The sequence below is a fragment of the Rhodanobacter sp. Root627 genome (assembly GCF_001427835.1).
Lineage (GTDB): Bacteria > Pseudomonadota > Gammaproteobacteria > Xanthomonadales > Rhodanobacteraceae > Rhodanobacter > Rhodanobacter ginsenosidimutans.
Genome location: NZ_LMGW01000002.1, coordinates 579,493 through 601,382, shown reverse-complemented (window position 1 = coordinate 601,382; position 21,890 = coordinate 579,493). Strand labels below are relative to the sequence as shown.

The following is a 21,890-nucleotide window of genomic DNA, read 5'->3' as shown; positions in this document are numbered from 1 at the left end:
TGCAAGCATGAGCAAGCCCACCCCAATGCTGCATCCCGCCGTGCTGGAAGCCAGCCACATCGCGCTGAGCTACGGCCATGCCGGGCGCGCGACCAACGTGGTGCTGCGCGATTTCTCGCTACAGCTCAAGGCGGGTGAAGTGGTGGCCGTGCTCGGCCCCAGCGGCGTCGGCAAATCCTCCCTGTTGCGCGTGCTGGCGGGCCTGCAGACGCCGGACAACGGCGGTGTGCGGGTGCATGGTGAATCGCTGAAAGGGCCGCATCCGCGGGTGGGCCTGGTGTTTCAGGACCCGTGCCTGCTGCCGTGGCTGACGCTGGAAGAGAACGTGGGCTTTGGCCTGGATTTCCGTCACCAACCCGTGCTCGATGCCAAGACACGGCGCGAGCGGGTGCGCGATGCGATCGCCGAGGTCGACCTGCAGCACGCGCTGGGTCACTACCCAAGTGAATTGTCCGGCGGCATGGCGCAGCGCGTGGCGCTGGCACGCTGCCTGGCGCGCCAGCCGGAAATCCTGTTGCTGGATGAGCCGTTCAGTGCGTTGGATGAAATCACCCGTGGCGACATGCAGACCCTGTTGCAGCAGATCACCGCGCGCCACAAGACGGCGGCGGTGCTGGTGACCCATGACATCGACGAGGCGCTGGTGCTGGCCGACCGTATCGTGCTGCTGGGCGGCCAGCCGGGCGGGCTGATCGGCGAGTGGCGCATCGAGCAGCCGCATCCGCGCGATGCCGTCGCTGCTGAACTCACCCGGGTTCGCGTGGAGATCGTGCAGGCGCTGCGCGATGCCCGCCGCGCCGGTTCACCACCCGCCGAGCTCCAGCGCGCCGTGGCGTGAGCGACGGAAGAAAATCGCCGCGGTGATTTCCTTCCGCAACCCCTCGGTACCCCATCCGATCATCGAGCCGTCATGACCACAGACCACGATTCCGACAGCACTGCCTCCCGCCGACGCTTCCTCAAGCTTTCGGCGATGTTCACCGTGGCCGGTGCGCTGCCGCTGTTGCAGGGCTTCAACCGCGCCGTGGCGGCCGAACCCGATGCGCCCGTGCGCATCGGCTACCTGCCCATCACCGACGCCACGCCGTTGCTGGTGGCGCATCAGCGCGGCCTGTTCCAGAAACAGGGACTGTCGGTGGAGAAGCCGCGCATGTTCCGCAGCTGGGCGCAGATCGTGGAGGCCTTTCTCAGCGGCCAGGTGAACGTCGTGCACATGCTGTCGCCGATGACGGTCTGGGCGCGCTACGGCAGCAAGGCGCCGGCGAAGGTGGTGGCGTGGAACCACGTCTGCGGCTCCGCGCTGGCGATGACGGTCAAGAAGGACGTCCAGCAGCTGGACGACCTGGCCGGCACCACGGTGGCGATCCCGTTCTGGTATTCGGTGCACAACGTGGTGCTGCAACATCTTCTGAAAGCCCGCGGCATCGAGTCCATCGGCAGCGGCACGCCCGGGCCCAAACAGGTCAAGCTGGTGGTGATGGCGCCGTCGGACATGCTGCCGGCGCTGGCCGGCGGGCAGATTTCCGCCTACATCGTGGCAGAACCCTTCGTGGCGCTGGCCGAGATACTCAAGGTCGGCAAGGTGCTGCGTTTCACCGGCGATGTGTGGAAGGATCACGCCTGCTGCGTTGTGCAGATGCACGAGCGCGATCTGAACGAGCGCCCCGAGTGGTCGCAGAAAGTGGTCAACGGCATCGTGCAGGCGCAGGCCTGGGCACGCGACCATCGCGACGACACTTCGCATCTGCTGGCCAAGGACGCCGCCGACCACTACACCCCGCACAGCTACGAAACCCTGGCCAAGGTGCTGGCGCCGCCGCCGTCCGATGACGCGGCCTACATCGCGTCGGGTGCGATCCACCATCCGGAGTGGAAGCAGCACCGCATCGACTTCCAGCCGTACCCGTTCCCCAGCTACACCGAAACCCTGGTGTCGATGCTCAAGACCACCTACGTCGAGGGCAAGAACGACTTCCTGCCCGGGCTGGACCCCGCCTTCGTGGCGCGCGACCTGGTCGACGACCGCTTCGTGAAGAAGGCAATCGCCGGGCTGGGCGGCATGACGGCCTTCGGCCTGCCCGAAGGTTTCACCCGCCAAGAACACATCACCACCTGAACCCGTAACGCCATGCCGCCGCCGCTCGCCGCATGGCGCGGCGTCCGCATGCAGGCTGCAACTCCATGAACGCAACAAGCATTCCCCTCCACCGTTCCAGCGCCCGCATCGGGCTGAGCCTGTTCGGCCTGTTCGTGCTGCTGGTGCTGTGGTCGCTGGGCATCCACGTGCTGGGCAAGAGCATGCCGCTGGCCGGCGCGCTCAGCCCCAGCGATACCTTTCACAGCCTGTACGACCTGCTGGCACGGAACGAGCTGACCCGGCACACGCTGACCAGCCTGAAGCGCGTCATGGTGAGCCTGCTGGCGGCGTTGGCGCTGGGCGTGCCGATCGGCGTGGCGGTGGGCAGTTCGCGCGCGCTGGACAGCGGCACCAGCGGTGCGTTCCAGTTCCTGCGCATGATCTCGCCGCTGTCGTGGATGCCGATCGCGGTGATGATCTTCGGCATCGGCGATGCGCCGATCTATTTCCTGCTGACCATCACGGCGGTGTGGCCGATCATCCTCAACACCTCCGCGGGCGTGCGTCAGCTCAACCCGCGTTGGTTGCTGCTGGCGCGCAGCCTCAGCGCCACTCGCGGCGAAATTCTGTGGCGCATCGTGGTGCCCGGCACTCTGGGCCACGTGCTCACTGGCGTGCGGGTCGCCATCGGCATGATCTGGATCCTGCTGATTCCCTGCGAAATGCTGGGCGTCAGCTCCGGCCTGGGCTATTTCATCCTCGACACGCGCGACCGGCTGGCCTATTCGGAATTGATGGCCGCGATCGTGCTGATCGGTGCGCTGGGTTTCCTGCTGGACGCGCTGGCGCAGCGGCTGCACCGGCACTGGGTGCCTGCCGGCACCGATTGAAGCCTCAGGCCGCCAGCGCGCTGGCGTCGCCAAGCGCGGCGAAATAATCGCGCGTCAGCCGTCGTTGCTCGGCAGCGGTCTCGGCCCGGTTGGCCACCTGGCGGAAGGCGGCGTTTTCGGGTCGGTCCTTCGCGTACCAGCCCAGATGCTTGCGCGCGATGCGCACGCCCTGCTGTTCACCGTAGAACGCGTAAAGCTGGTCGAGGTGGCCCAGCAGGATCGTGGCGACCTCGGCCGGCGTCGGCTCGGGCAGCAGTTCGCCGGTGGCCAGGTAATGGGCGATCTCGCGGAAGATCCACGGCCGCCCCTGCGCCCCGCGGCCCACCATCACCGCATCGGCGCCGGTGACATCCAACACGTGTTTCGCCTGCTGCGGCGAGCAGACGTCGCCATTGGCCAGTACCGGAATGCGCACGGCCGCCTTCACCGCGGCGATAGTGTCGTACTCCGCCTCGCCTTCGTATTTGTCGGCGCGGGTGCGACCGTGCACGGCCAGTGCGGCGATGCCGGCATCCTCGGCGATGCGGGCGATATTCAGCGCGTTGCGGTTGTCGCGGTTCCAGCCGGTGCGGATTTTCAATGTCACCGGCACCTCGACCGCGTCCACCACGGCTTTCACGATGCGCGCCACCAGCGGCTCATCCTGCAGCAGCGCGGAGCCGGACCACACGTTGCATACCTTTTTTGCCGGGCATCCCATGTTGATGTCGATCAGCTGCGCGCCGTTGGCCACGTTGAAACGCGCCGCCTCGGCCAGCATCGTGGGGTCGTAGCCGGCGATCTGCACGCTGACCGGTTCCGGTTCGCCGTCGTGATCCATCCGCTGCAGCGATTTGCGCGTATGCCACAGGCGCGGATCGGCGGTGGTCATCTCCGACACGGCAAGGCCCGCGCCCAGCCGCTTGCACAGCAGCCGGAACGGCTTGTCGGTGACGCCCGCCATGGGGGCGAGCACCACCGGCGGGTCGATCAGGTAGGGGCCGATACGCATCGGCCCATTGTAGCGGCAGCGCTGGATCGGCGGTCGCAGCTCAGACCCGCAGCGTGCCTTCCGGCGGCAGCGGCACCGCCTCGCCCTCGCGATGATGCCGGTGCTTGAAAAAGATCATGAACAGCACCGCCACCACCAGCGCGTAGGCCGCGAAGGTCAGCCAGATGCCGCGCCAGTCCTTGGCGCCGTCCGCGGCGGTGAACCAGAGGTCGATGATCCAGCCGCTGATCGAGCTGCCCAGGATCGCGCCGATGCCGTTGGTCATCAGCATGAACAGGCCCTGCGCGCTGGCGCGGATGGACGGGTCGCTCTGCCCCTCGACGAACAGCGAGCCGGAGATGTTGAAAAAGTCGAACGCCATGCCGTACACGATGCACGACATCACGATCATCCACAGTCCGTTGCCCGGGTTGCCATAGGCGAACAGGCCGAAACGCAGCACCCACGCCACCATGCTGATCAGCATCACCGTCTTGATGCCGAAGCGTTTCAGGAAGAACGGAATCGCCAGGATGAACAGCGTTTCGGATACCTGCGAGATCGACATGATGATCGCCGGATAACGCACCGCCAGCATGCCCCGGTACGCGTCCACGTTGGCGAAGTCGTGCAGGAAGGTGTCGCCGTAGGCATTGGTCAACTGCAGGGCCGCACCGAGCAGCATCGCGAAAACAAAAAACACCGCCATCTTGCGGTTGCGCAGCAGGCTGAACGCGGTCAGCCCCAGCACATCCACCCACGAGCGCCGCGCCGTGCTGCGCAGGCGCGGCGGGCAGGGCGGCAGGGTGAACGCGTAAAGCCCCAGCAGCAACGCGGCCGCGGCCGCCACGCGGAACTGGCCGCCGGACGTTTCCAGGTGCAGTAGGCTCACCGTCCACATCGCGGCGATGAAACCGATCGTGCCCCACACCCGGATCGGCGGAAACACGCGCACCACGTCGGCGCCGTTTTCCTTCAGCGCGTTGTAGGCAACGGTGATTGCCAGCGACAGGGTCGGCATGTAGCACATCATGTTGAGCAACATCACCCAGAACAGCGTGTTCGGGTCGTCGATCGTCGGCACCATGAACAACACCACCGCGCCGCCGATGTGCAGCAGGCCGTAGAGTTTTTCCGCGTTCAGCCATTTATCCGCGATCACGCCCATCAGCGAGGGCATGAACAGCGCGGCGATACCCATGGTGGAAAAGATCGCGCCGAACTGCGCGCCTGACCAATGGCGATACTGGAACCAGTAGGCGCCGATGGTGATCAGCCACGCCCCCCACACGAAAAACTGCAGGAAGTTCATGGCCACGAGGCGCAGCTTGATGCTCATCTGATATCCGGCACACGGCCATAAAATTTTGGAGGTTAGAGAAGCGGCCCGAAACCGGCAAGGCACGCTGCAGCGCAGTGGTGCCGTTTCAGGGATGCCAAAAGCCCGTCATTCCGGCGCAAGCCGGAATCCAGTGCCTTCAAGCTTTTGAAAAGCAGAGCTACTGGATTCCAGCTCCCGTTGGAATGAGGAGTTACTGGAACTATGCAAGACCCGCTTCAGCGTGGCGCCACCAGCGCGGCGGCCACGCGCTGGCGCAACACCGGCAGCAGCTCCGCCTCGAACCACAGGTTGTGCATCACCCAGGGCCGGTTGCGCGGGCTGGGGTGCGGCAGCGGCAACCGCCCGCTCGGCAGATAGTCACGCCAGCGCTGCACGGTGTCGGTGAGCCGGGTGCCGCGCGGTACGCCGAGCATGCCCATCTGCGCGTACTGCCCGATCACCAGGGTCAGTTGCACCTGGCTCAGCAACGGCAGCAGTCGCGGATGCCACGTGGGCGCACACTCCGGCCGCGGCGGCAGATCGCCGCCATGCGCGCTGCCGGGAAAGCAGAAACCCATCGACACGACCGCCACGCGGCTGGCGTCATAGAACGTGTCGCGATCGATCTGCACCCACTCGCGCAAGCGGTCGCCGCTGACGTCGTCGAACGGCACGCCGCTCAGGTGCACCTTGCGTCCCGGCGCCTGGCTCACGATCAGCAAGCGCGCCGTGGCCGACGCCTGCAGCACCGGTCGCGGGCCATGCGGCAGGTGGGCAGCGCAGATCTGGCAGGCGCGAATCTCGCGAAGCAGGCGCTCCAGTTTCGTGGGCAACGCCGTGCTCACGGCAACAACTTGCCCGGGTTGAGGATGCCATCGGGATCGAACGCCGCCTTGACGTTGCGCATCAATTCCAACGTGGTGGCCGGAACCGCCAGCGGCATGAACTCACGCTTCGCCAGGCCGATGCCGTGCTCGCCCGACAGCGTGCCCTCCAGCTCGATAACCAGCGCAAACACCTCGGCCAGGCAGGCATGCGCGCGCTTGCGCTCGGCGTCGTCGCGCGGCAACAGGTTCACGTGCAGGTTGCCGTTGCCCGCGTGGCCAAACGTCACGATCAAAACATCGTGCTTCGCCGCAAACCGTTTGATCCCGTCGACCAGCGCAGGCAGATGGCTGACCGGCACCACCACGTCCTCGTTGATCTTGTTGGGCGAGATCGTGCGCTGCGCCGGCGACAACGCCTTGCGCGCGGCCCACAGCGCGCGCGTCTCGTCGGCGCTCTGCGCCACTCTCAATTCCTCCAGCCCGTCGCCGCGTGCGGCAGCAGCCACCGCATCGACCGCGCTGTCCAGCGTGGCCGGTTCGCCATCCACCTCGATCATCAGCATCGCACCGGCCAGCGGCACACTGTCGCCGCCATGCGCATGCGCCAGTTTCAACGCCACGTCGTCGATGAACTCCAGCGCGCACGGCGTCACCGGCTGCGCCATGATCCGCGCCACCGCCCGCGCCGCGCTGCCCACATCGCGATAAGTTGCGCGCAACGTGCGCACCGCAGAGGGTTTCGGCGTGAGCTTCAACGTGGCCTCGGTGATCAGCGCCAGCGTACCCTCCGAGCCGATCAGCAACCGGGTCAGGTCGTAACCCGTCGCGCCCTTGCTGGTGTAAGTGCCGCAACGAAAACCCTCGCCACTGCCCGCCACCGCACGCAAGCCCAGCGTGTTCTCGCGCGGCGTGCCGTACTTCACCGCGCGCGGCCCCGCCGAGTTGCACGCCAGGTTGCCACCCACGCTGCACCATGGCGCCGAGCTCGGGTCCGGTGGCCAGAAGAAACCGTGCGGCGCCAGCGCCTTCTGCAAATCCGCGTTCAGCACCCCCGGCTCCACCACCGCGAGGCGGTTGTCCGGATCAATGCGCACAATCCGGTTCATCCGCTCGAAGCTCACCACCACGCCACCGGCCACCGGCACCGTGGCCCCGGTAGTGTTGGTGCCGCGGCCCCGCGCGATCACTGGCACGCCATGCTCCCGACACGCCCGCACCAGCGCCTCGACCTGCGCATGCTCCGTCGGAAACACCACCGCATCCGGCAAGGCATGCCGGCGCGAGTTGTCGTAGGAATAGGCAATGCGCTCGGCTTCGCCGGCGGCAAGCGCGTCGGCGGGGAAGGTCGAGTGGAGGGTGGTGAGCAGTGCGGGCGGGAGCGGCATCGGCCAAGTTTAACGCTGAACCCTTCCTGCAGCCTTGGCGGAGTTCCGGTTTAGCTGGCGCGTCAGCCGTTGCAGGAACTCCCGACCAGAAGCGAGGAGAGTTTCTATTGGCGTCAGATCGAGAGAATTCAGGCTCGCAGGCTCGGCTTTCCCCTCAAGGAACACTACCCCACTCGGCGATGATGGCGCTGAGGATGCCGGCGTTGCTTGACACCTGAGCGCCGGGGCAGGTCATCAGGTAGGTCTGGCGCGCGGCGAGGCTTGCTGGTGCGTCGAAACCTTCTTCGTCGTAAACGGCGAGGCCGGCAGGCGCAACGGTGTGCCAAAAAGCAATGGACGGAGTGCAAGCCGGACCGCCGCTTGCGCCCGCGCCGGAGATGCCGGCCATGCATATATAGACAGTGCAGGGATCTGCGGTCTGGGCGTACGCGGGAGTGAAGATCAAACTCGCCGTGTCGAGTACGAAGATGGCGAATAGGGCGTGTAGTTTCATACATGCTCCGATGTAGTTGCTTGTGGCTTGCTTAGACGAAAAGACTTATCTATGGCTTGCTATTGAATTCGTTCCGGTGGGCTGCAGCCGGAGTAGTAGACGTGGCAATTGGCATTCTTGGCGTCGGTACAAATATTCATTCCCAACTGAATGACCTTGTCTAGTGTGGCGTCGGCGCCTACGTTGTATCCGTTGTCACCCACAACTAGCGCCGCGCACTCATTGTCGTAGGCAATCTCAAGTTTGCAGGGTGACCCGCCTTTTTCTTGACAATCGGCTAATGCAGCTTGTTGAGCTTCGTTCTTGCTCGCCAAACCGGTTACTGCACCCAGAATCCCCTTGACTTTATCGGTCGCTATCGCCCCCCATCTGCTAACCCATTGAGGGGGCGGTAGTGCTTGTGGCTGCATCTGCTGCTGGTTGTCGTCTCCAGGCATAGGGGCACAACTTTGTGGTCCACCTTGACCCTGTGGAGCTCCGGTCGGGTAATAGCCAGGCGGGCAATTTCCCTCGGCATGCGCGAAACCACCCAATAGCAGGAGCAATCCGAACATTAGCCAGCGACTGGTTTTCATCACCCTCCTCCTGTCGGCGGCACGGGTGCCGGCCTGATAGTATCGGCGTAGGTGGGGTTGAGTGCTGCATGTAGACGCGTAGTAGCACCGGGGCTATTGTCGAAGCCGGTAGCGCCCGTTTGATTTCCCACATTAGATAGCGCCGTTCCCGACGTCGGTGGCGCGTAGCCCCCTCCGCTATGCCTACCACCATACGATCCCGGCGGCTGCCCTTGCGGTCCCAGCCTGCTGTTATGACCCATGCCAAATGCAGAGTAAGTAAGAAAGTTGCCCACGGTCCCCTGGAAGAACATCGCGGCCAGCGGAGGTGAGGAGACGATCAGTACGGTCATCAGCAGGCCGATGCCGCCCTGCTGCATGGATTGGTTGGTGAAGCCTTCGGCGCCCAGTCCGGTGATGCCGTTGATGATGTCGGCAGCCCAGAGTGCCTTGGCGACGTTCAATGTGAGTTGCAATACCAGCGAGCTGATGAAGGCCAGCACGCCCATGGAGAACAGGGTGCCGATGCCGTAAAGCAGCCACTTCTGGAACAGGCCCTTGGTCTGCTCGAAGATCAGACACATGATGAACAGTGGCGCCAGACCGATCACCAGGGCAAGGGTGATTTCGTAGAGCAGCAGCATGGCTGCGGCGGCCATGGGCGGGCTGGCGGTGCCAAAGGTGGCAAACGTCTGCGCGCGAGCTTTGCTTGACGCACTTTCGGTATCGCCTGGCGGTATCTGTACGGTGTCGATGGCCGCCATGGCCAGTTGGGTGTAGGCGAGGTTCTTGTCGATGGTCTGTGCCAGCGTGGTGTCGTCGCCGGTGAACAATTGATTGATGTCGGTGGTCAGCTCGGTGGTGACGAGGGTATGCAGGTTGTGGCCCGCGGCACCGACGGTGGTGGCAACGGTGACGATCACCACGACCCGCACCATGCTGGTCACCAGACCCATCATCGACTCGCGCGACTGGCCGGTGATCAGACGATAGCCTTGGATCATGATCCAGATGGTGACCAGGGTCAGGGCGAGGGCCGTCATCCAACTGGTCACGGCGCCCATCAGATTGGCTCCGAAACTGTCGATCTTGTCGTGCAGCCAATTGTAGATAAGGACGAAATAGACCATGACGCGTGATCCTAGGTAAAACCGTTGGTTCTTTGTAGATGCGATTTCGGTTGGTATTTCATTTGAATGCCGCTGCGAATGCTGCAGCCTGCACAATATCGCCTAAGTTAACGTGGCTGCCGTTCAATGCCTTCTTGGCCAGAAGGCCCTGCATCTGTTGCAGTGAAGTGATATAGGCATCGTCGGCATCCATGTGTGCCTTCCAGTTGCTCATTGCGGTAGATAGTTGTCCGCTGTAGCTGTTTATCTGGGTGGTGGCAGAGCTGCTTTCGCCGAGGTTGCTGAAGCTGCTGGCCAGATCGGTGAACTTTTGTACTGCTGGCAGGTTCGATTGAATCTGCTTCATCATTCGTACCGTCGTGTTGTACTTGTCCACTTGGGTGGTGATGATTGCGGCGCAGATCTGTTGCTGGCTTTTCACGACCGACTGGCTCATCAGCGAAGTAGTAATCTGACTCACGAAGTTGCCGATGATGGACCCATTATTACTGCTGCAGTTGGCTTGAATTAAAGGTCCCGCATCCATTTCCGTCATGGTGTTCGGCATGATGCTGAAGTCGGTGCCAAGGTTCATGACCTTGGTAAGCATTTGTTCGTATTGCTGAACCTGTGTCGCGTATGACTGAACCTGCTGCGCATATTGCTGGATGGTCTTGGCCAATTGCGCCCCGAAACCGGCATTGTTCGCTGAGATCGATGCGCCATCGGTAACCAGAATCTGCGCTGTCACAGGCGATGTGGTTACCACCGCCGCGATCGTCAGTCCGATGGTGAGAGCGGCGTAGCGCCCGGTGGAACGAGGGACTGGCTTGCTCATGGCGTTTTCTCGCTCGGTCTTGGGTCAGGTTGATTGGATGGCGGTATGCGCGGTTTGGGTGTGGCTCGGCGGCGGAATCGGTCTGGCCTTGCCGCTGCCCTTGCGGTTCTCGTAGAAATCGCCGAGCCACTGCTCGGGAGTCAGTGCGTCGACGGGTACGCTTTCGGCCTCGGCTCGCTGTGACAGCACCTCGTGCATGATCTCGATGTTGTCGGTGGAGGCCGAGATCACGGCCAAGGCGTCGTCCATGCCGCGCAGGTTGAGTTGGCAGACGGCGCTGGCGTGGCCCTGTTTGACCAGGAAGCAACGCGAGCGCTCATCCAAACTTACGACAACCTGGTACTCGGCGTCTGTCAGCTTCAGCCCACCCACGTAGTCATCGCGACTCGCGTTGGGGTTGGGTAGCAGGATCATGGTGGCCGTCTGTTCGATCAGGGCGGCCGCGATGTCGCTGGCGAGCGCGTCTTCGGGGCTCTGGGTGGCGAAGATACCCAGGCCGTTCTGTTTGCGGATGGTTTTCTGCTTGTTCTTGGCGAAGTCCTTGAGGCCGCCCTTGCCATCGAGAATCTTCCAGAACTCATCCATCACGTAGATGAGCGGGCGACCGTCGATGAGCGCTTCCAGCTTGTGCAGCAGGTAGTTGATGACGGGTACGCGCGCTTCGGGGTTGTCGATCAGCTCGGTGTAGTCGAAGCCGATGATGTTGGCTTTTTCCAGGTCGATGGTGTCGATGGGGTTGTCGAAAACCCAACCCAGCGAATTGCCAGCCGTCCACTTGCGCATGCGGATGAAAAGGCCGTCATCACCCATGTTGGGCAGGCTTTTCTGGAAGTTGGTCATGGTGCGTAGATGCATCGGGGTGTCGAGGATGCTTTCGACGGCGCGGAAGATGTCCTCTTCCTCGCGCGAGCTGTAGACGCTCTTGCCCACCATCACCTTCACCAGCTCGGCCAGGAACTGCACGTTGGCTTCGGTGTGTTCGCACTGGAACGGGTTGAACCCGGTGGGCTTGCCGTTTTCCAGTGCAAGGTAGTTGCCGCCGCAAGCGCGCACGAAGATCTCCGCGCCGCGGTCCTTGTCGAAGAAGAAGATGGTGGGTGACGGATCGAGCTTTTGCACCTGGCTCAGCAGGAAGTTGATCAGTGCGGTTTTACCGGTACCGGACTTGCCGATGACCATGGTGTTGGCGATGGCCTTTTCCCCCAGCGAGTTTTCCGCGGGGTGGGTGGCGTGGAAGTTGAAGTGGTAGGCCTGACCGTTGGTTGTCTGCAGGGTGGTGACGCAGTTGCCCCAGGGATTGTTTTCCTTCTTGCCCGTGGCGAAGTTGTGCAGGGGCGACAGACCCAGGAAGTTGAGCGAGCTGACGTTGGCCAGCCGGGTGCGGTATTTCCAGTTGCCCGGAAACTGCGCGTAGAACGCCGCGGTGACGGCCAGGTCTTCCTTCACCGTGACGAAGCCGGCGTTGGACAGTTCCGCGCGGGTGGTGGCGATCTGCTGCGAAAGCGCTTCCTGGCTTGATGCGTAGATCGCCATGGAAAAGTGGTACTCGCCCAGCACGAAGTTGCCTGAGGCCAGCTGATCCATGGCGTGGTCCAGCTCGGCGATCTGGCTGAAGGCCTTGTCACCGGAGGACACCATCATGCCCTTGGTGCGATCCAGCGCCTTGAGCGCGTCCTGCCGACCCATGGGGCTGAAGGAATGGGTGATGACGTACTCGAAATCCAGATACTTCAGCCCGTTGAGAATGCCCGGGTAGGTGCTGTCGGTGTATTCCTTGATGTTGAGGATGGCACCGAAGTGATTCTTGCCTTCCGGCGTGGTGATGACGAAATCGCCGGTCTTGGCCGAGAAGCGCTGCTTGCTCACGGCAAGGTAGTTGTAGACAGGTGCGTCAAGTACCGGCACCGGCTCGTCGATCCGATTGAGCAGATAGCCGTAGAACTCCAGCGCTTCGGAGAACACCACGCCGTTGCTCGCCTCGTACATGCCGAGGCGGTAGGGTGCGTAGTCCTTGAGCACGGCTTCCACGTTGCCGGCCAGCTCCAGCATGGTGTTTACGGCGTCGAGCTGCTGCGACTCCAGGCGTCCGATATCGCTGGATTTTTCCGCGAAGCGTTTGCCGCTGACGATGGGCCGGTACAGCATGGTCAGGTACAACTCGTTCTGCATCAGCTTTTGCGTCGACAAGGCCTCGTAATAGGCATCGGACATCTGCTGGTTGAAGCTCTGGCGGAAGCGGCTGTGATCCTTCAAGCGGCGACGGCGACGTACGTCGTGCACCCAGAACGCCACGTTGACGAAATCCGGCGCCCGTAATGTCTGCAAGAGGCGGTTGAAGCCGTTGTGGCGGTGCTCGATCTCCCATTCTTCGCGCCCCACGAACGGCAGCCCGCCGAGGCGCCACACCAGCAGGAAATCCCCGCCGGTCGTCTTCAGCACCGTGGGTGAGACGTGCGTCGACAACGGCAGGAATTCCGCGATGGGGGTGTCGGGTGTAAAGCTTGGTTTGGCCATGGTCCGGTCCGGGGTGATGCCTGGTCTTGAAGGCCAGGCCATCTGGGATAACTACGGTTTGTCCTTGCCTTGGCCGCGATGGTTGTTGGGGGTGAATACCCACATGCCATCGTTGTCCCCCAGGTTTCTTACCCGCGTGCGGAACTGCAAGCGCAAGCCAAGCAACCGGAAGATCATTTCATCGCGGCGTGCCATTTGCCGCATGATGAAGATCACCACCGGCAGCAGCAGCAAATAGAAGAAGTTGGTGTAGACCGCCAGCAGAAAACACCCGCCCGCCCCCATGAAAAAGGGCACATATGGCACGCCCATGAACATTGGCGGGCGGGTGCAGCCGCGAAATAGCGGGTTTTTATACATAGTTGGTGAGGATGTGCGTGAGCAGGTCCGCCGTCGGTTTGCAGGCGTCAGCTCCCGCGCTGGTACCCAGGAACATCTTGGCAATCTGTCCGGCGGCGCCGATCAGCACGGCACCGATCATGACGGGTGCGACATCACCAATGCGCTTGTGCGCGAAGGCAATCTGATAGCCGGAAAAAATCACGGCGATGGTGACGACGACGATGGACAGCGCATTGAGGATCTTCTGGATGTTCGAGGCGAAGTTGCAGGTTGTATCGATGGTTGCGCCTGCGTCCTGTGCAAGCGCCAGACCGGGCATCACGATAAGGGCCATGATGCACATGACCATGAAAAGACGCGTGCGCTGCGAGTGGAGAATGCTTTCGTTGGGTGATTGGATGGCCATCTAAGTTTTCCTTTTCTTGATGATTGAAGTCCCGGGTTGCCCCGTGACGCTTGGACGGCCGTGAGGCCAGGACAACGCGAACCGAGGTGCACGCTGGTTGGAAAGAATGTGATGGGATGGACTGGGTCTGGCCCCGTCAGAAGACAAAAGCGGCATCGCGCTGCTCCTGGCGTGGGTTGGCGGGATCAACGCCGGGATTGGAACGCCCTGTTTGTGCCGTGATCCGGGTTCGGGCGGAGGCGGAGATGCCAGGCAAATCATCAGGTCCACGCACCTCGGGCACGAACACGGCGTCATCGGGTGAACCGCCGTCGGCCGCGCCCGGCCGCTGGGGGAAAGTCGGCTTTCCCGGCACGTTCGACTGGCGGGATGCCGGCAACGCAGTCCTGCCACCATCTGATGTTGGCGTCCGCGTTGGTGAGGGGGCGCCGGCCATCGCCGCAGTCGCTGGTACCGTTGCTGCAGCGGCGGCGTCGATCGCCATGCTGCGTAGAGTCACGCGATAGTTGGCTTCGCGGGGGGCATAGACGGTGACGGGTTTGAGATCGACATGGCGGCTTGTCACCACATTCATCGGTGTGGCCGCTGGTGGCGCGCGCCGCGCAGTGGTTCCGACGGGTGCCGGTGAGGCACCGGCCGGGTTCACCTGTTTGCCGGCCTGGTGGTCGATCGACGCGTAGATCTTTTGTACGTAGCCGTCGCGGAAACCCGTGGTGAAATTGCCCGAGTAATAGCAACTGAAGGCTTTGGGCCAATCGCCGTGCGCGCGGGTATGGCAGTCCGCCAGAATCCGTGCGCCGGCCGAAAGATTGGCGCAGGCGTCGAAGGCCTTCGTGTAGGAATCGAGTCCGTAGCGATCAAAGTTGGCGCGATTCACCTGGGCAAGACCCAGGGAAAAGTTGTAACCCTTGGCGTCCAGCATCCGGACGGTCGCCAACGCCTCGGGCAGGCTTCCGGGCTGGTGCTCCAACTGGCCGCCGACCACGCCGATGGCGTAGGGGTTGGCGCTGGATTCGACATGCACGATGTGCTGCATCACCTCGGGCGAGACCGCGAGGTTGGGGCAGGCCAGCATTTCCATCCCGGGCAGCATTTAGTGCTCCTCGTGAGCGCGCTGCGGGTTGAAGTCGATGCCGGTGATGCAGCGGCGCCCGCCGTGCGCCTTGATGTGCACCACGATGTCGATGGTCATCATCAGCAAACGCTTGATGGTGTTGAATTCCAGCCCGGCGCCCTCGGCCGAGGCCTTGACCATCAGCGCAAGTTGGTCCCAGGTCTGCTCGGTGCTGCCGGCGTGGCAGCTGGTGATGGAGCCGGGGTGGCCCGAGGCGCAATTGCGGATGAAGTAGAACGACTCGTCACCGCGCAGCTCCGCCAGGATGATGCGGTCGGGTTTCATCCGCAGGCAGGCTTCCATGCAGCTTTTGGCGGTAACGTTGCTGGCGCTCTGCCCACCCTTGGAATAAAGCAGGTGCACCACGTTGGGCTGGTCGATGAAAAGCTCGCGCGCGTCCTCGATGGTGACCAGACGTTCATCGGCGGGAATATGGTTGACCAGTGACTTCATGAAGGTGGTCTTGCCGCTGCCGGTGGCGCCGGAAACCACAATGTTTTTCTTGCCCAGCACGGCCTGGCGAAAGAAGTCCGCGTAGCGGCGTGCGGCGCGAAGCTCCAGGAGCTGGGTGTCCAACTCGCTGAGGCCGTGACCTATTTCCACGATCTGGTCGAAAAAGCCGTCGCTTTCGTACTGTTGCAACGTCTTGAGCTGTTTGGACGGTAGCCGGATGGTGATCGAGACGAAGCCCGCTTCGCAGGCCGGTGGAATCACGAACTGGGCGCGCTGGCCGGTGGGAAAGGTCAGCGACACCACCGGATCCACGTCAGTGATGCGCTGGCCGGTATTGCTTTCGTTGATCACCGCGGTGCAGAACTGCCGCGCCCGCTCGAAGGTGAGCGTGGGTACTTCCACCCGCTGCCAGTTGCCGCGGCTCTCCAGATAGAGCTCGCCCGGGCGGTTGATGCAGATCTCGGTGACGTCGGCAGATGCCATGTATTCGCGCACGCCCAGCACCTCGTACTGGTAGTCGAGAAAGTCATGCGAGATGTGGGTGGTGACGTCTTCCATTACGTGCTTTCTGTCATTCCGTTGATTGACGATGGCGTCAGGAGCGGGCGACCACGCCGCTGAAATCCACATCCTTGGTCACGTAGACGTAGATGACCGTGCCCTGGTTGATGGTGACGGTCGGCGGCCGGTTGGCGGCCTCGCGCACGGCCTGATTGGCCAGGTTCTGGATGGTTTGGGCGGTGTTGCTTTCGAACGGGGTCTGGGTCACCAGGCCATTGCTGATGGTGGTGTTGCGCGGCCCGTGTTCGGCGGCCTCGTACTTGAAGGCGTCGCTGAGCAGGCTGATCAGCAAGGCCGATCCGATGCGCTTGCCCCAGTGGGCGTCGTAATAGCCGGGCAGGCCTGCACCGCCGAGGTTGTCGATGCCGGGGCTGGACATGTTCACGTCGATGCCGGTGGGCGTGATGATGCGATCCCAGATCACGGCTTCGCGATCGCCCGTGGGGCCGCCGCTGTAACTGCCCAACAACTTCGAGCCCTTGGGTAGCAGCAAGGTGTGGCCGTTGAAGGAATAGACGGGCTCGGTGACCAGGCAGGTGCTGAAACCGGGGATATCCGAAACGATGCGCGTCTCCAGCACGCAGCGGATGTAGGTTCCGCGTTGCATCAGTGTGTCGGGGTGCGGCAGCGATTGGGCGCTGGTGGGTTTTGAATCAACATCGCCAGGCAGCTTCTTTCCGACGATCCCCGCTGCCGCGAGTGGGTTGGACGGTTCGCCACCGCCGGTATCGATGCTGCTGGCGGCGATGCGCCGCTGCAACAAGGTGGGGCCACTGGGCGCCGCCGGCATCGGCCTCGCCGACATGGCTGTCGAGGTAGGCAACAGCGGGATGGGTTGAGGAGCCGGCTGCGGTGTTGGCGCCGCTGGCGCTGCGGCGGGAGGCAGTGGCGGCAAGGCCATCGATGTGGGGGCGTCCGCCACCGTCACCTTTTCCTCGCGCGGCTTGGCAGGTTCATCCTTTTTGCCGACGCCGCTGACCATCCAGTACGCCAGGAACAACAGCAACAGCACCACCGCGCCAAGCAGGAACAGTGCGCGGCGGTTCATCTGTCTCAGTTCGCTGCTCTGCAGCGAGGGGGCGCTGGCGTCCAGGTCGGGTTCGGCGCTGCGCTGGTAATGGTTGGCGTAGGGGTTGGCTGGAGCCGCCGCGTCGTTGCCCATGCGCTCGCCGTCGGGATACGGGGGAGTATTCACTTTCTGGTATTCCTGCGCAGGCCGACCACGTCGCTGCCGTGGCGGATGACGAGATAGTTGTAGGTGCCATGGACGACGATGGTGTTGCCCTCCACCGTGGTGTTCACCAGCGAGTCCTCACTCTTCTCCTGCTCGCGCATGTAGACGGCAGGGAAGTCGCCGGTGGGAAAGGCCTTCAGGTCACTCATCCGGATGTACGTAAAGCGGCCATCGTCATAAACGTTGGCGGGGATCAGCCATGGGGCTGCTTTGCTCTTGGTGGCGTAGTCGTAATTGAAGTTGTAGCTGCGGTCGGGCAACAGGGCGCTGTTCTGCGCCGTCGCCTGCAGCTGCTTTTTCTTCTGATTGGCGAAGCTGGTGTCGGCCGGGTAGCTGAAGGCGATCTTGTACTGCACGCCATCGCGGCGGGCCTGCGCCAACGTTTTCCAATCCGTGGCCACCACCTTCAGTTCGAAGATGTACGAGTGCGTGGCGGTACGCACCATCATGTTGGTGTCCACGTCCACGTTTCTGGGTTTCAGATAGAACACGTTTTCGCGGCGGGTAAGGTCCCAGCCGCCGCTGAAACCCGTGCTGTAGTCGAGTACTTTTTCATTGGGGCTGAGCTCGATCTGGGTGGTGATGCCCAGGCCGGTGTTCACCGGGTAGATGCTGTCCGGCTTGAATTGATAACGCGTCAGCACCTGTGCCGTTGCCGCTGAAGGCGCGGCGGTGGCGGTGATGCACAGGATGGCTCCAAGACGCCAGAGGACCGATCGATTCATTGGCGTGATGCTCCCGTGGCGGAGTCAGTGGCCATCGCCGGCCCTGGCAGGGTAACGGCGGTAGCCGCCGGCGCCGCAGGGGCGATGTCGGTTTGCGCGCCAGCTGTTGATGCGATGGGCGGCCCGGGAATCTCCGCCGGTGGCGCGGTGGCGTAATCATCGTCCACGCGATAGCTGGTGACCCAGAATCCCAGCGGGTTTTCGATGCGGTTCTGGTCATCCATTTCGAGGTTCTGCTTGTACGTGAATTCGATGGTGGCGATCTTGTTGTCGATCGCCCGGGTCGCCCCGCTCGATTTGTTGAAAAGGCTGCGCTGGAACCTCACGGTCGCGCCCCGGGGCGTCTTGCCACGACCGCCACCCACCAGCTGGATACTGAGCAACTTGATCCGGATGGATTGATACGGCCCGTACTGCTTGACCCAGCTGTCCGGGTTGGTCGACGAGAACATCGCCATGTATTCGGCCTTGACCCCGCCGGACGCCATCGTCTGCACGGTTTTCCAGTCGCGCAGGTTCACCAGGGCCTGGTCGTAGGACTCCCTGGCCAGCACGAAGTGGGCGACGTTGCTGCGGTTGACGGCCTCACGTGTGGTGATGCCGCGCATGGCGAAATCGCCATCGAGGCGGGCGACGGTGGCGGTGCCGGTATAGGCATCCGCCATGACGAGATAAGGGACCTTCTGCTTCAACGGCAGCATGTAGAAATAGCCGCCGGCAAGAATCAGTGCCATCGCCATGGCAGCGAACGCCACGTACCACGCTCGTCGTTCACTGCGCCGGGCGATGTCGGCAAGGGTCAGCTCGAAATTGACGGACCTGGAAACCGCTTCGTCGACTTTCCGACCGGTGGAAGGCTTCTTGTTCGGCATCACTTGGCACCCGCGTGTTCGACCGGAGTGGGTGCCGTTGAAGCGATTTTCGGATGAGGGCTGCCACGGCTGGCGGCGTCGGAAGCGAGCACCAGTATTTTTTGATCGGTTGCGGAAACGTGCACGTGTTGCGCGGCGTAGATCTGTGTCAGCTGCTGCGCGGCACTGTCGATGCTGGTAGTGCGGATACTTGATACCGGCGTGTAGAGGGTGACGTCAAAGGGAAGCTGATAGGACAGCTCGCGCCCGGAGTCGTTTGCCCAACGCACCAGCATGGTCTTGAGCGTTCCATCCATCGGTGCCGCGTAATAGGTGTAGTCCGCGACCAGCGGAATTTCGGTGGGTTGTGCCTGAAAATGATTGACGGCCTTCCAGCGTCCACCGAAGTTCTTGGCGGGAGGTGTTCCGCACGCGGCCAGGGCGCCAGCCGCGATGATCAGGCCGGTCCTGAAGATGAAGCTGCAAGGACGGGAGGTGCGACGGGTTCGGCTGATGCCATCGGTCGCTACTTCCCGATTCGCCATGATGGTGGTGGAGAACAAGCTCCCGCACGTCGATTCCATTCGATCCCCCTGTCCGGGAAAGGCCTTCCCGAATCCGATTCACCGTTGCGACAGCCGGTCCCTAGCTGCGCCACGAATTGCATGTTGAGTCGGGCACGTTCGTGCAAGCCCCCGGTCGGCGGAAACTTCGTCGTGTGTATCGGCGACAAAGCCGCTGAACGTGCCCCGGTTTTGGAGCCGTGAATATAGAACAGACGTCTAGACGGCCAAGTAAGCGTTTTGCGTAGGGGCAGTCATAGAAATGCGCCGAAGGACGTAGTCCAACTCCTACGGACGGGCGGCCCGGAGTGGGCGGGGAAGTCGGCGGATGCCGGCAGGGATGGATCAGGCCGCTTCGAACGCGCCGCGCAACCACTGTTGCGATATTGCCCCGGCCGGGCCGTCGTAACTCACCACATCAAACCGGCACGGCAGTTTTGCGTGTTGCGGATGCTCGGCCAGCCACTGCTGTGCGGCGAGGATCAGTTTGGCCTGCTTGGTCGGCGTGACCGACGCGGCGGCATCGCCATGAGTGGCGCTTTTGCGGTAGCGCACTTCGACGAAGACCATGGTGTGGCGTTCGCGCATCACCAGATCGAGTTCGCCGTGGCGGGTGGTGAAGTTCTGCGCGAGGCAGCTGAGGCCGGCGCGTTCGAGTTCGGCGCGGGCGCGTCGCTCGAAGACGTCGCCGGCGGCGCGCATCAGTAGTTGGCGGGCTGGCTGGCTGGCGCGGACGTGCTGGTGGCGGGTGCGGGTGTGTCGCCGACGGGCGGCACGGTGACCGGTACCTCGTCCATCTGCAGGCTGCCGCCCAGCGGCCGGGCCAGGCCGCCCTGGAATCTTGCCCAGATCAGCACGCGCCGCACGCGACCAAACTGGTCGGCGGTGAGCTGGCCGCTGGCGCCGGGCAGGTAGCTGCCGGGGTGGTCGCGCAGCCAGTCGAGGTAGGGCACCAGATTCCATGCGTCCATGCCGAACGCAAACAGCCGCGCGGCGCCGCCGCGGGCGGTGGGCAGCAGGTTGGCCACATCGTCGTGGCGCGGCAGGCCGGATTGGGCATCGAACAGCCACGGCGCGTCGCAGAATTCCACGCCGTCCAGATCGCCATTGGCGCTGGTGTCGTCCACGCCGGCGTAGACGTGCGAGGTGGCGAAGATCGGCAGGGTGACGTTGGCGATCTTCAACTGCGGCACCAGCAGGCGTGCCTGAGCAGGCCGCATGCTGATGAAGATGCCGGTGTCGCTGACAGGCGCCGGCACGGTGGTGATGGTGGTGTCGTCAGTGGTGGCCGGGTTTGCGACAGGAGTCGCTGGCGTGCCGGCGCCCGGAATCTTGAGGCTGGCGATGGCATCGGTATAGGTCACCGAGCCGTTGGGCAGGATGGTGCGGCCGGATACGTCGCCGCCGTGGGATTCCATCTCGGCCTTGAACGCGCTGGCCGCGCGCTGGGCAAAGTCGTCGTCGGAGGTCAGCACATAGGCATGGTGGATGCCGCGTTCGACCATGTGGTCGGCCGCTTGCGCGCCTTCGGTTTCCGGCAGCAGGCCGAATTCGCTGACGTCGCCGGCGGGCAGCTGTTTGTCGTCGGGGTGGTTCAGCGCCAGCAGCGGCACCGGTAGCGGCGATTGGGCGAATACGGCCGCCACTTCCGTGCGTGTCAGCGGGCCCACGACCAGCTGTGCGCCATCGCTGACGGCCTGTCGGTAGGCTTTCACGGCGCCGTCGGGGCTGCCCAGACTGTCATAGACCCGCACGCTGGGTCGTGGCGCATGGTTGCGCGCCGCGTCGAGGTAGGCCGCGAAGAAACCCTGGCGGATCGCGCTGCTGGCCGCCGCGTAGTTGCCGTTGGCGGGCAGCAGCAAGGCCAGGTGCGCGGGGACTTTGTAGCCTTCGCGAACGTTGGCATCGGCCCCCGGCAACAAGGTACCGACCGGCTGTTGCAGGGTTGGCTGCGGACGGGCCACGGCCACGCCGAGCTGGCTCAGCGCTTCATTGACCCACGGCAGCATGCGGCTGCCCGGCTGCATTGCGGACGCGCGTCGCTGCAGCGGCCCCACGCCGAGCTGGGTGAGCAGGTCGAGGATCTGCTGGCGGTTCTGGCTCTGGTCGAGGCCGGTCAGCCGCGTATCCATCCCCACCCGCGTACGCGCACTGCCCCAGCGATCGCCGCTGGCGGCCATGGCGCGCGCACGCAGTTCCAGCAGCCGCGTCAGGTAGGCATCGGGCGCGCCCATGCTCGGGTGCAGGGTGATCTGCAATGCGGTTGCCGCATCGTTGCGTTCCAGCGCCAGCTCGGCCTGCAACAGGTCCAGGCGAAACGGTTCGTCACCGCGCAAACGCCGCCGGTTGATGGCCGCCATGGTGGGGGCGGCCTGCGCGATGTGGCCGTTCTGGCGCCAGGCTTCGGCGGCCAGCAGGCGGTATTCATCGGCGCGCCCCGGTGATTGCGCGGCCAGCGCGAGGTAGGCCTGTGCGGCCTGATCGAACTGCCCGCGCTGGGCCAGCGCATTGGCGCTTTGTGCCGCGGCGGTTTCCTCCGGCGTGCGCTGCACGTTGCCGGGTACGCAGGCGCTCAAGGCCAGCGCCGCCAGCAGGCAGAATCCGGCGGCGCGAATCGGGCGCATGAGGTGCATGGGAGGTCCCTTGTTCGTCATGGTCGGCAA

At 63.5% G+C, this 21,890-nt stretch carries 22 protein-coding genes; 3 read left to right on the top strand and 19 right to left on the bottom strand.

Annotated features, from left to right (window positions below; all coding sequences use genetic code 11):
- Nucleotides 1-7: 7 nt before the first annotated feature.
- The 3 genes from ASD68_RS09970 to ASD68_RS09960 all read left to right on the top strand — a co-directional run bounded on the left by ASD68_RS09970 (nt 8) and on the right by ASD68_RS09960 (nt 2,967).
- Nucleotides 8-838: an ABC transporter ATP-binding protein gene (locus ASD68_RS09970; protein ID WP_082546028.1), complete on the top strand. Its 831-nt coding sequence runs from the start codon at nt 8-10 to the stop codon at nt 836-838.
- A 72-nt stretch (nt 839-910) separates the two neighbouring features.
- A complete protein-coding gene (locus ASD68_RS09965) occupies nt 911-2,116 on the top strand; it encodes an ABC transporter substrate-binding protein (RefSeq protein WP_056082441.1) in 1,206 nt (401 codons plus the stop codon).
- A 65-nt stretch (nt 2,117-2,181) separates the two neighbouring features.
- Entirely contained in the window at nt 2,182-2,967 is a 786-nt protein-coding gene (locus ASD68_RS09960; protein WP_056606250.1) for an ABC transporter permease, read from the top strand.
- Between the two features lie 4 nt (nt 2,968-2,971).
- Here the strand turns inward: ASD68_RS09960 and dusB are convergent, their stop codons facing one another.
- The 19 genes from dusB to ASD68_RS09870 form a co-directional block, all read right to left on the bottom strand.
- Nucleotides 2,972-3,958: a tRNA dihydrouridine synthase DusB gene (dusB, locus tag ASD68_RS09955; protein WP_056082435.1), complete on the bottom strand. Its 987-nt coding sequence runs from the start codon at nt 3,956-3,958 to the stop codon at nt 2,972-2,974.
- Nucleotides 3,959-3,998: 40 nt separating this feature from the next.
- The gene (locus tag ASD68_RS09950) at nt 3,999-5,276 is read right to left on the bottom strand and encodes a nucleoside permease (protein WP_056606246.1); all 1,278 of its coding nucleotides are present in this window, start codon (nt 5,274-5,276) and stop codon (nt 3,999-4,001) included.
- Between the two features lie 218 nt (nt 5,277-5,494).
- Nucleotides 5,495-6,079 carry a uracil-DNA glycosylase family protein gene (locus ASD68_RS09945; RefSeq protein ID WP_056607469.1) on the bottom strand — a complete coding sequence of 195 codons (585 nt, stop codon included), beginning with the start codon at nt 6,077-6,079 and terminating at the stop codon, nt 5,495-5,497.
- A 20-nt stretch (nt 6,080-6,099) separates the two neighbouring features.
- The gene (locus tag ASD68_RS09940) at nt 6,100-7,470 is read right to left on the bottom strand and encodes an FAD-linked oxidase C-terminal domain-containing protein (protein WP_056606242.1); all 1,371 of its coding nucleotides are present in this window, start codon (nt 7,468-7,470) and stop codon (nt 6,100-6,102) included.
- A 154-nt stretch (nt 7,471-7,624) separates the two neighbouring features.
- A complete protein-coding gene (locus ASD68_RS09935; RefSeq protein ID WP_056606239.1) occupies nt 7,625-7,963 on the bottom strand; it encodes a hypothetical protein in 339 nt (112 codons plus the stop codon).
- Nucleotides 7,964-8,022: 59 nt separating this feature from the next.
- Nucleotides 8,023-8,538, bottom strand: a complete 516-nt coding sequence (locus tag ASD68_RS16620; RefSeq protein WP_082546027.1) for a DUF4189 domain-containing protein — start codon at nt 8,536-8,538, stop codon at nt 8,023-8,025.
- On the bottom strand, nt 8,538-9,647 hold the full coding sequence (locus ASD68_RS09930) for a type IV secretion system protein (RefSeq protein WP_235578710.1): 1,110 nt from the start codon (nt 9,645-9,647) through the stop codon (nt 8,538-8,540). Before ASD68_RS09930 ends, ASD68_RS16620 begins: the two co-directional genes overlap by 1 nt.
- A 58-nt stretch (nt 9,648-9,705) precedes the next feature.
- Entirely contained in the window at nt 9,706-10,464 is a 759-nt protein-coding gene (locus ASD68_RS09925; RefSeq protein ID WP_056606236.1) for a hypothetical protein, read from the bottom strand.
- 24 nt (nt 10,465-10,488) lie between these two features.
- Entirely contained in the window at nt 10,489-12,978 is a 2,490-nt protein-coding gene (locus tag ASD68_RS09920) for a VirB4 family type IV secretion/conjugal transfer ATPase (protein ID WP_056606233.1), read from the bottom strand.
- A 51-nt stretch (nt 12,979-13,029) separates the two neighbouring features.
- On the bottom strand, nt 13,030-13,338 hold the full coding sequence (locus tag ASD68_RS09915; RefSeq protein WP_056606230.1) for a VirB3 family type IV secretion system protein: 309 nt from the start codon (nt 13,336-13,338) through the stop codon (nt 13,030-13,032).
- On the bottom strand, nt 13,331-13,726 hold the full coding sequence (locus ASD68_RS09910) for a TrbC/VirB2 family protein (protein WP_056606227.1): 396 nt from the start codon (nt 13,724-13,726) through the stop codon (nt 13,331-13,333). Before ASD68_RS09910 ends, ASD68_RS09915 begins: the two co-directional genes overlap by 8 nt.
- 136 nt (nt 13,727-13,862) lie before the next feature.
- Nucleotides 13,863-14,807, bottom strand: a complete 945-nt coding sequence (locus ASD68_RS17475; RefSeq protein ID WP_200945395.1) for a lytic transglycosylase domain-containing protein — start codon at nt 14,805-14,807, stop codon at nt 13,863-13,865.
- A gap of 12 nt (nt 14,808-14,819) precedes the next feature.
- Nucleotides 14,820-15,851 carry a P-type DNA transfer ATPase VirB11 gene (gene virB11, locus ASD68_RS09900; protein ID WP_056606221.1) on the bottom strand — a complete coding sequence of 344 codons (1,032 nt, stop codon included), beginning with the start codon at nt 15,849-15,851 and terminating at the stop codon, nt 14,820-14,822.
- 37 nt (nt 15,852-15,888) lie between these two features.
- The gene (locus ASD68_RS09895) at nt 15,889-17,049 is read right to left on the bottom strand and encodes a TrbI/VirB10 family protein (protein WP_056606219.1); all 1,161 of its coding nucleotides are present in this window, start codon (nt 17,047-17,049) and stop codon (nt 15,889-15,891) included.
- The gene (locus ASD68_RS09890; protein ID WP_056606217.1) at nt 17,046-17,813 is read right to left on the bottom strand and encodes a TrbG/VirB9 family P-type conjugative transfer protein; all 768 of its coding nucleotides are present in this window, start codon (nt 17,811-17,813) and stop codon (nt 17,046-17,048) included. Before ASD68_RS09890 ends, ASD68_RS09895 begins: the two co-directional genes overlap by 4 nt.
- A complete protein-coding gene (locus tag ASD68_RS09885) occupies nt 17,810-18,685 on the bottom strand; it encodes a type IV secretion system protein (RefSeq protein ID WP_056606215.1) in 876 nt (291 codons plus the stop codon). The genes ASD68_RS09890 and ASD68_RS09885 overlap by 4 nt, the downstream gene beginning before the upstream one ends.
- A complete protein-coding gene (locus tag ASD68_RS09880) occupies nt 18,685-19,179 on the bottom strand; it encodes a toxin co-regulated pilus biosynthesis Q family protein (RefSeq protein ID WP_235578734.1) in 495 nt (164 codons plus the stop codon). Before ASD68_RS09880 ends, ASD68_RS09885 begins: the two co-directional genes overlap by 1 nt.
- 393 nt (nt 19,180-19,572) lie before the next feature.
- Nucleotides 19,573-19,929, bottom strand: coding sequence for a YraN family protein (locus ASD68_RS09875; protein WP_056606212.1), 357 nt, complete (start codon nt 19,927-19,929; stop codon nt 19,573-19,575).
- Nucleotides 19,929-21,860 (bottom strand): penicillin-binding protein activator, encoded by a 1,932-nt coding sequence (locus tag ASD68_RS09870; RefSeq protein ID WP_056606210.1) that lies wholly within the window; start codon nt 21,858-21,860, stop codon nt 19,929-19,931. The genes ASD68_RS09875 and ASD68_RS09870 overlap by 1 nt, the downstream gene beginning before the upstream one ends.
- Nucleotides 21,861-21,890 lie beyond the last annotated feature (30 nt).